Below are 6,711 nucleotides of genomic sequence, written 5' to 3' on the forward strand. Positions count from 1 at the left end.
CCTGCATCCGCGCCTTCCCGATGGGCTCACCGCAGTTCTCGCACACCCCGTAGGTGCCGGCCTCCAGCCTGGCGAGTGCCCGGCGGGGCGACGACCCGCAGGGCGGTCGGCCGGGCCGGCGGCCGGGGCACCGGTCCGGACGGCGGTGCGGCGTCCGCCGAGGACAGCGGGACCACGAGACGGCGGGCCGCCGACGGCGCCCCGGACGAGGAGACAGGAGCCGAACAGGTGGCTGCGGAGAAGACGACGGTGCCCGGCTCGGACGAGCCGGCCCCCGAAGGCCCGATCGACCCCGCCGCGCTTGCGGTGCGCCCCGGGGAGGACCCGTGGACGGCCGAGGAGGTGGAGGAGGCGCGGGCGGAGCTGACCGCGGACGCCCGCCGGCTCCGCGACGAGATCGACGCCACGCAGCAGGCGCTGACGGGCCTGATGCGGGACTCGGGCGACGGCGCCGGCGACGACCAGGCGGACCTGGGCACCAAGAACGTCACCCGCGAGCACGAGATGGCGCTCGCCGGGAACTCCCGGGAGATGCTCCGCCAGACCCGCCGGGCACTCGCCAGGCTGGAGGCCGGCACCTACGGGGTGTGCGAGAACTGCGGTGAGCCCATCGGGAAGGCGCGGATGCAGGCGTTCCCCCGCGCCACGCTCTGCGTCGCGTGCAAGCAGCGCCTGGAGCGCCGCCTCTGACGTCCCCGGAGGCGGGTACGGCACCGCCGCCCCGCCCCCGGGCACCGTTCCGCGGCCGCCAACCGTGCCTGGGGGCGGCCCGGTACGGTGCCGTACTCTCGTTCACGTGAAAGAGGCGGAGCGGACCATTGACACACCGGACGAGGCCCGGGGCCAGGGCCCCGGGGAGCGCGCGGCGGGCGACGCCGAGCGGTCCGCGGAGGCGGCGGTGACCGCCCCGTCCCCGGACGACGCGGGGAACGCCGAGCCGGACGCCCCGACCGGCGCGGAGGCGACCGGCGGCCCCGGGGCCGGCTCGACGGACGCGGCCCCGACCGCCCGCGGGCGGCGCCGGATCGGTGTCCTCGCCGCGGTCGCCGTCACCGCCTTCGTCCTGGACCTGGTCACCAAGATCTGGACCGTCGAGTGGCTGGAGGGCCGCGAGCCGGTCCAGATCGTGGGGGAGTGGCTCCAGTTCGAGGCGGTCCGCAACAGCGGCGCCGCGTTCGGCATGGGGCAGGCGCTGACGGTCGTCTTCACCTGCATCGCGACGGTCGTGGTGATCGTCATCCTGCGGCTGGCGCGCAAGCTCTACAGCGCGCCGTGGGCGGTGGCGCTCGGCCTGCTGCTCGGCGGTGCCCTCGGCAACCTCGCCGACCGCATCTTCCGGGCGCCCGGTGTCTTCCAGGGCGCGGTCGTGGACTTCATCTCGCCCAAGCACTTCGCCGTCTTCAACCTCGCGGACTCCGCGATCGTCTGCGGCGGCATCCTCATCGTGCTGCTGTCCTTCCGCGGTCTCGACCCGGACGGCACGGTCCACCGGGACGAGGAGAAGGAGCAGCCGGCCGCGGACGCCCCCGACACCGCCCCCGCCGGTTCCCCCTCCGCGGCCACCGCGGACACCCCGACCACCGCGGACACCGCCGAGCCGCCCGCCGCCGACGGCGGCGACCCGGACGGTACCGGCCGCGACGGCACCGGCCCCCGCACCACCTGACGACCGGCCCCGCCCGTCACCTCCCGACGGCCGCCGCCCGCGCCCCGAACGGCGCCGGGACGGGGGCCGTCGGCCGTCGCCGGGCACCCCCGCCGACCTGCCCGGGGACGGGCCGGTGCCCGCCGTCCGTCATACTCGGTCGGGTGAGCACCCTTCCCGAGACCCGGACCCTGCCCGTACCCGACGGCCTGGAGGGGGAGCGCGTGGACGCCGCTCTCGCCCGGATGCTCGGCTTCTCCCGCACCAAGGCGGCCGAGCTGGCCGCCGCCGGCAAGGTGCGGCTGGACGGCGCCGAGGTCGGCAAGTCCGAGCGGGTCACCGGGGGCTCCTGGCTGGAGGTCGAGATGCCGGCCCCCGCCGCCCCGGTGCAGATCGTGGCGGAGCCGGTCGAGGGCATGGTCATCGTGCACGACGACGACGACCTGGTCGTCGTCTCCAAGCCGGTCGGTGTCGCCGCGCACCCCAGCCCCGGCTGGCGCGGCACCACCGTCATGGGCGGCCTCGCGGCCGCCGGCTACCGGATCTCCACCTCCGGCGCCGCCGAGCGCCAGGGCGTGGTGCACCGCCTCGACGTCGGCACCTCCGGGCTGATGGTCGTCGCCAAGTCCGAGCGCGCCTACTCCCACCTCAAGCAGCAGTTCCGGGAGCGGACCGTCGAGAAGCGGTACCACGCGCTGGTCCAGGGCCACCCCGACCCGATGAGCGGGACCATCGACGCCCCGATCGGCCGCCACCCGAACCACGACTGGAAGTGGGCCGTCACCGCCGAGGGGAAGCCCTCGGTCACCCACTACGACCTGATCGAGGCGTTCCGCGCCGCCAGCCTGCTCGACATCAAGCTGGAGACGGGCCGCACCCACCAGATCCGCGTCCACATGTCCGCGCACCGCCACCCCTGCGTCGGCGATCTGACCTACGGCGCCGATCCCACGCTGGCGGCGCGGCTGAAGCTGGAACGGCAGTGGCTGCACGCCGTCCGCCTCGGAATCACCCACCCCGGTGACGGCCAGTGGGTGGAATTCGCCAGCGAGTACCCCGAAGACCTGCGCCACGCCCTGGAGACGGTGCGGGAGGACTCCGCCTGAGCCGAGGATCAGCGCCATGGACCAGCTGACCCTGCTCTTCGCGCTGCTGCTCGGCGCGGTGGTGATCGTGCCACTCGGCGACCGGCTGCAACTGCCGCCGCCGGTGCTGATGACGCTCTTCGGCGCGGCGCTCGCGATACTCCCGTTCGTCCCGGACGTGGAGATCCCGCCGGAGTACATCCTGCCGCTGGTGCTGCCGCCGCTGCTGTACGCGGCGGTGCAGCGCACCTCATGGCGGGAGTTCACCACCAACGTCCGCCCGATCCTGCTGCTGGCCGTCGCGCTGGTCTTCGTGACCACGGCCGCGGTGGCCGCCGTCGCCCACGCCGTGGTGCCCGGGCTGCCGCTGGCGGGCGCGGTGGCGCTCGGGGCACTGGTCGCGCCGCCCGACCCGGTGGCGGCGACGGCGGTCGCCGGGAAGCTCGGCCTGCCGCGCCGCATGGTGTCGGTACTGGAGGGCGAAGGGCTCTTCAACGACGTCACCGCCATCACGCTCTACCACGTGGCCGTTGCCGCGGCGGTGACGGGAACGTTCTCCGTGACGTCGGCCGCCGGCGAGCTGGTGCTGTCGGCGGCGGTCGCCGTCGCCGTCGGCATTCTCCTCGGCTGGGGCGTCTCCCGGCTGATGCCCCTGCTGGGCGACGCCACCCTCGCGACGGGACTGACGCTGCTGGTGCCGTTCGCCTCCTACAGCGTCGCCGAGGAACTCTCCGGCTCCGGGGTGCTCGCGGTGCTGGTGACCGCGCTGTTCCTCGCGGAGTACGCCGCGGACCCCGACGACGTCGCGGGCCGCCTCACCGGGCACAGCTTCTGGTCGGTGGTGGACACCCTGGTGACCGGTGTCGCCTTCGGGCTGATCGGTCTGGAGGTGCACGCCGTCCTGGAGACCTCCCGCGACCGGCTGGGCGCGCTGCTCCCGGCGGCACTGCTGGTGCTCGCCACGGTCGTCCTGGTCCGGCTGCTGTGGCTGGCCCCGGCCGCCTGGCTCGCCCGGCGACTGGGGCGCGGCGCCGACAGCGGCGAGGAGATCCCGCTGGGCTGGCGCGAGACCGTCGTCATGTGGTGGGCCGGGATGCGGGGCGTCGCGTCCGTCGCGCTGGCCCTGGCAGTACCGCTGACCGTGGACTCCGGCGGGGGCTTCCCCGGCCGGGACGCCATCGTCTTCGTCGCCTTCGTGGTGGTGCTCGGCACCCTGGTGATCCAGGGGCTGACCCTGCCCTGGCTGACCGGGCGGCTCGGCGTCGCCTCCGACGGCAGCGGGGAGCAGGCCCAGGAACGGGCGCTCGCCGTGCGGGTCGCCACCGCCTGCCGGGCCCGACTGCGGGAGCTGGAGGCGCAGGGCCGGGTCTCGTCGGACGCCGCTGAGCGCATGGCGCAGCGTGCCCACGAGATGGCGTGGCTGATCTCGCCGCAGCTTGCCTACGAGGAGCGCCGCGAGCAGGTCGCCGACCGGTTGCAGCGCACCCGCGAACTGCACGAGCTGCGCGGGGAGATGCTCTCGGCCGCCCGGCGCGCCGTGCTCGATGCCCGTACCGAGCCGGGGATGACGCCGGAGGTCGCCGACCGGGTGCTGCGGCAGCTCGACCGCGGCAGTCTCTGGCACCACCGCGAGAGCTGACCGCTCGCCGGGGTCCGCTCGTGCCGGGCGCGCGCTGGTCGTGTCGCTGTCGCTCGCGGCCGGGCGGCTCCTCCTCAGGGAGGAGTCGGCTGTGCCGAAGGTCGCAACCTGGGTGTGTGCCTGCGCGCGATGTGCCCGGGGGCGGTCGCGGCGAGGGTGGAGCCACGCCGCCGGGCGAGGCGGGAGGACGTGCCTCCCGACCCGGGGCGCCCCTTCCCCGGAAAGCAGGAGAGCGTTCGTGAACCCCGCCGAGACCACCCCCGTCCCACCCCCGGCAGCGCGCCGCCGCCCGCGCTCCGGGCGCCGGGCCCGCGCCGTCCTGGCCGCGCTGGCCGCGCTGGCGGCGGTCACCGTCTCCGGCTGCGCCGCGGGCGCGGCCCAGGCGCCGGTCCCCGCGCCCCGGGCCCAGGCCCCCGCCGCGGCCGAACTGACCGAGCCCGACGTCACCGCCTGGCTGGACGGGTTCTTCCCCGCCGCGCTGGAGGCCACCGCCATCCCCGGCGCGACGGTCAGCGTCGTCCACGACGGCGAGCTGCTCACCGCCCGCGGTTACGGCTGGGCCGACACCGGCGTGGACGGCGACCGCGCCGCCGTCGACCCGGAGGAGACGCTGTTCCGCGTCGGCTCCGTCTCCAAGCTGTTCACCGCCACCGCCGTGATGCAGCTCGTCGAGGCCGGAGAGGTGGAACTCGACACCCCCGTCGCGGAGTACGTCGACTTCCCCGTCCCCCACGCCTTCGACACCGAGGTGACGCTGCGCCATCTCCTCACCCACACACCCGGGTTCGAGGAACGCGTCGCCGGCCTGATCGAGATGGACGGCGACGCTCCCGACCTGCGGGCGCAGCTCGCCGCCGACCCCCCGGAGCAGGTCTACGAGCCGGGCACGACCCCCGCCTACTCCAACTACGGCAGCGCGCTCGCCGGCCACGTCGTGGAGCAGGTCAGCGGCGTTCCCTTCGACGCCTACGTCGACGAGCACATCCTCGCGCCGCTCGGCATGGACTCCTCGACCTTCACCCAGCCGCTCCCCGAGGAACTGCGCGACCGGCTGGCGGCCGGGTACACCAGCATCGACGCCGAGGAGTCCGGCCCGTTCGAGGTGGTGACCGCCCCCGCGGGCGCGCTGACGGCCTCCGCCACCGACATGGCCCGGTTCATGCTGGCCCACCTCGGCGAACTCGACGGGGACGCGGCCCTGCTGGCGGACGGCACCCGGGAGGAGATGCACAGCCCCGGCCTCGATCACGACGCCCTCGGCACCCTTGCCGACGGGCCGCGCATGACACTGGGCTTCTTCGAGGAGGACCGCAACGGCCACCGTGCGCTCGGCCACGGCGGCGACACCAACTTCTTCCACTCCCACCTCCAGCTCTACCCCGACCACGGCACCGGCGTCTTCGTCTCCGTCAACGGCGGCGGCGCCGACGACCTCGCCAGCGTGCTGCTGCGCGAATCGCTCCTCGCCGGCTTCGCCGACCGCTACTACCCGGCCGACGACTCCGGTGACGCCGGCGAACCGGCCGGGACCGCGACCGCCGCCGAGCACGCCGCCATCGCCGAAGGCACCTACGGCTCCTCGCGCTCCATGCACTCCACGTTCCTCGCGGTGCTCGGCCCGCTGGGCGGCCAGACGCGGATCGAGGCCCGGGAGGACGGCACCATCCTGGTGACGCCCGGCCCGGAGACCATGGTCCCCACGGCCTACGAGGAGATCGAGCCCTGGGTGTGGCGCGAGGTCGGCGGTCAGCGGACGCTGACCATGCGGGTGGAGGACGACCGCGTCACCGCCATCGGCTACGCCTCGGCGTTCGCGCTGCTGCCGGTCGACGGCGTGCGGGACGCCGGTTTCGCCCTGCCGCTGGTCATCGGCTCCGTCGTGCTGCTGCTGGGCGCGGCTCTCTCCTGGCCGGCCGCACCGCTGGTGCGGCGACGCCTGGGGCTGGGTGCCCGGGACCGGTCCGGGGTCGTCGCCCGCGTCCTCACCCGGGTCGGCGCCGGCCTCGCCCTGGCGGCGCTCGCCGGCTGGTTGCTCGCGCTCAGCGCCGTCCTGCAGTTCGCCGCGGTCCCCGCGGCGCTCCTCGCCGTGCCGCTCGCCGCGCAGTGGGCCGGGGTCCTCGCCCTGGTGCCCGCCGGGATCGTGCTGGTCGACGACATCCGCCGGCGCTCCGGATGGCGGCGCGTCCTGGCCAGCGCCCTGGTGCTGCTGGGACTGCTCGGCGTCGCCGTCTTCGCCGGTCTGTTCGGCCTGCTCTCCTTCGATCTGACCTACTGACGCGCCGGACCACCAGGCCGGGGGCACGGGCGCGCCGCGCGCCCCACCCTCCCCGCCGTCCCACCGG

4 protein-coding genes and 2 pseudogenes are annotated in these 6,711 nt (G+C 75.3%); 5 read left to right on the forward strand and 1 reads right to left on the reverse strand.

All coding sequences use genetic code 11. The annotated features are described in order from the left end of the window. Nucleotides 1-82 (reverse strand): annotated as a pseudogene (locus HCN52_RS26440) (TraR/DksA family transcriptional regulator); the annotation flags it as partial. On the opposite strand from HCN52_RS26440, the gene HCN52_RS20170 reads away from it, so the two are divergent. The 5 genes and pseudogenes from HCN52_RS20170 to HCN52_RS20190 all read left to right on the forward strand — a co-directional run bounded on the left by HCN52_RS20170 (nucleotide 76) and on the right by HCN52_RS20190 (nucleotide 6,644). Then, nucleotides 76-690 (forward strand): TraR/DksA family transcriptional regulator, encoded by a 615-nt coding sequence (locus tag HCN52_RS20170; RefSeq protein WP_312876797.1) that lies wholly within the window; start codon nucleotides 76-78, stop codon nucleotides 688-690. The pseudogene HCN52_RS26440 and the gene HCN52_RS20170 overlap by 7 nt on opposite strands. A gap of 106 nt (nucleotides 691-796) precedes the next feature. Further along, nucleotides 797-1,495 (forward strand): annotated as a pseudogene (gene lspA / locus HCN52_RS25640) (signal peptidase II); the annotation flags it as partial. Nucleotides 1,496-1,809: 314 nt separating this feature from the next. Then, nucleotides 1,810-2,751 (forward strand): RluA family pseudouridine synthase, encoded by a 942-nt coding sequence (locus tag HCN52_RS20180; RefSeq protein ID WP_168089874.1) that lies wholly within the window; start codon nucleotides 1,810-1,812, stop codon nucleotides 2,749-2,751. Between the two features lie 16 nt (nucleotides 2,752-2,767). After that, entirely contained in the window at nucleotides 2,768-4,369 is a 1,602-nt protein-coding gene (locus tag HCN52_RS20185) for a Na+/H+ antiporter (protein WP_168089875.1), read from the forward strand. Nucleotides 4,370-4,607: 238 nt separating this feature from the next. Next, nucleotides 4,608-6,644: a serine hydrolase domain-containing protein gene (locus HCN52_RS20190; RefSeq protein WP_168089876.1), complete on the forward strand. Its 2,037-nt coding sequence runs from the start codon at nucleotides 4,608-4,610 to the stop codon at nucleotides 6,642-6,644. Nucleotides 6,645-6,711 lie beyond the last annotated feature (67 nt).

This window comes from Streptomyces bohaiensis, from assembly GCF_012033785.1.
Taxonomy (GTDB): Bacteria; Actinomycetota; Actinomycetes; order Streptomycetales; family Streptomycetaceae; genus Streptomyces; species Streptomyces bohaiensis.